The 2,027-nt window shown below is 51.7% G+C and carries 1 protein-coding gene and 3 tRNA genes; all 4 read left to right on the top strand.

Features of this window, described 5'->3' with window-relative positions; genetic code table 11:
- Nucleotides 1-62 precede the first annotated feature (62 nt).
- Nucleotides 63-138: transfer RNA gene (locus tag QZR21_RS09085), tRNA-Phe, on the top strand.
- A gap of 5 nt (nt 139-143) precedes the next feature.
- Nucleotides 144-229, top strand: a tRNA-Leu gene (locus QZR21_RS09080).
- Nucleotides 230-264: 35 nt separating this feature from the next.
- Nucleotides 265-349, top strand: a tRNA-Leu gene (locus QZR21_RS09075).
- Between the two features lie 110 nt (nt 350-459).
- A complete protein-coding gene (locus QZR21_RS09070; protein ID WP_296098653.1) occupies nt 460-1,728 on the top strand; it encodes a DEAD/DEAH box helicase in 1,269 nt (422 codons plus the stop codon).
- Nucleotides 1,729-2,027: the final 299 nt, after the last annotated feature.

Below are 2,027 nucleotides of genomic sequence, written 5' to 3'. Positions count from 1 at the left end.
ACATGCCGCCCTGTCACGGCGGAGATCGTCAGTTCAAATCTGATCCGGGTCGCCACAATTTTGCCTCGGTAGCTCAGTTGGTAGAGCAAAGGACTGAAAATCCTTGTGTCAACGGTTCGATTCCGTTCTGAGGCACCATATATGCGGCTGTGGCGGAATGGCAGACGCGCTACTTTGAGGGGGTAGTGATCTTTCGATCGTGTGAGTTCAAGTCTCACCAGCCGCACCACAATTTCCTTATTTCTCGGTTTTACAATTTTATATGCGGTCGTGGCGGAACTGGCAGACGCGCTATCTTCAGGCGGTAGTGGAGTAATCCGTGAGAGTTCAAATCTCTCCGACCGCACCACTAAAATGTAAGCTCTTAAGGCTAATGCCTTGAGAGCTTTTTTATTACCCTTTTAAAACTATGATATAATGATGGCAAGAAAATGATGATTTATAACTACAGGAGGAACTATGAACGCTTTTGCAGCACTTGGGGTGGGAGATAAGCTGACATCCCTTTTGAAAATGCAGGGAATCAAGGTGCCCACGCCTATCCAGCAGGCCGCTATCCCATCCATATTCAAGGGAAAAGATTTTATTGGCCGTGCCCAGACCGGTACCGGAAAGACACTGGCTTACCTTCTCCCCACCATGCAGCGGGTGGACAGGGAAAAGGGAGCGACCCAGGTCCTTATCATGACTCCTACCAGGGAGCTTTCCAAACAGGTTTTCGATGTGTTCCGTCCGTTTGCACTGGAACTTGGTCTGGACGGAGTGGATATTATCGGTGGCAGGACGATTGAAAACCAGCTCCAGAAGCTGAAGCGGGATCCCCAGGTTATTATCGGCACCCCAGGCCGTCTTCTGGATCATATCCGCCGGCGGAGTCTTGACCTGTCCCAGGTAAAGACCGTGATCCTGGATGAGGCGGACCAGATGCTGGCCAATGGCTTCCGGGAAGATATCGAAGCCCTTGTAGATGAAACCCCTAAAAACCGTCAGCTTCTCCTGTTTTCTGCAACCATGCCGGAGGAAGCGGTGCGGCTGGCAAGAAAATATATGAAACATCCGGCGGTGGTGGATGTTTCCGAAAAAGTGGCTGCTTCTACCGTGGAGCAGCGGGTGTACGAAACCACAAAGCCCCGGAAATTCAAACTTCTTGTGAAGCAGCTGACAGAAATGAATCCCTACATGGCTGTTGTCTTCTGCAATACCCGGGAAGAAGCCCATGAAATTGCGGCAAAACTCCAGGAAGAAACTGATTTTGTGGTGGACGAAATTCATGGGGACATGAGCCAGGGCCAGCGGAACCAGGTCATCCGTGAATTCGAGAAGGCGAAGATCCAGGTCCTTGTGGCTTCTGACATCGCTGCCCGTGGGCTGGATGTGGAGGGCATTACCCATGTATTTAATTACGACATTCCCCGGAACCTGGAATACTATGTGCACCGCATCGGACGTACCGGCCGGGCCGGCACAAAAGGAATCGCCATTACCTATGCTACGCCGGAAGATGGACTTCTTCTCCGTAAACTGGAAAAATCCATTTCTGAGACCATCACCCGGTATGATGAAAAGGGAAATATTCGAAAGGTCCGTAAGGGTAAGCCGAAGAAAAATGTAGTAACTCCCGGCATGTACAAGCCCACCAAGAAGAAGGAACATAAGGCTCTGGGGCATAAGGGAAAGAATATGCGCCAGAAACGGAAAAAGGATGGTTCCGGGAAAAAGAAAAAATAACAGCATAAAAGCCGCTCTCCATGGGCGGCTTTTTGAGTGAATGTTCGAACTATTGCGGTTTGACGAGCTGATGAGGTCTGTGGTTGGCGAGCGGCACAAACGGGGTGAATGGGGCGTAAGGGTTGTAGGTTGGCATCGCTTCGCTCGCCAACCGGGTGGTGGCTTCAACCTCGCTGCGCTCGTTGAAGCGGGGGCATAAGGTGGAGCAGCGGCTTCGCCGCTATTGGTTAGCCTCCTTCCTTGGGAAGGAGGTGGCGCCGTAGGCGACGGAGGTTAGCTGATGGAAGCGCCGCAGGCTG

Source organism: uncultured Dialister sp. (assembly GCF_900541605.1).
Classification (GTDB): domain Bacteria; phylum Bacillota; class Negativicutes; order Veillonellales; family Dialisteraceae; genus Dialister.
This window is presented reverse-complemented; position numbering and strand designations above follow the sequence as displayed.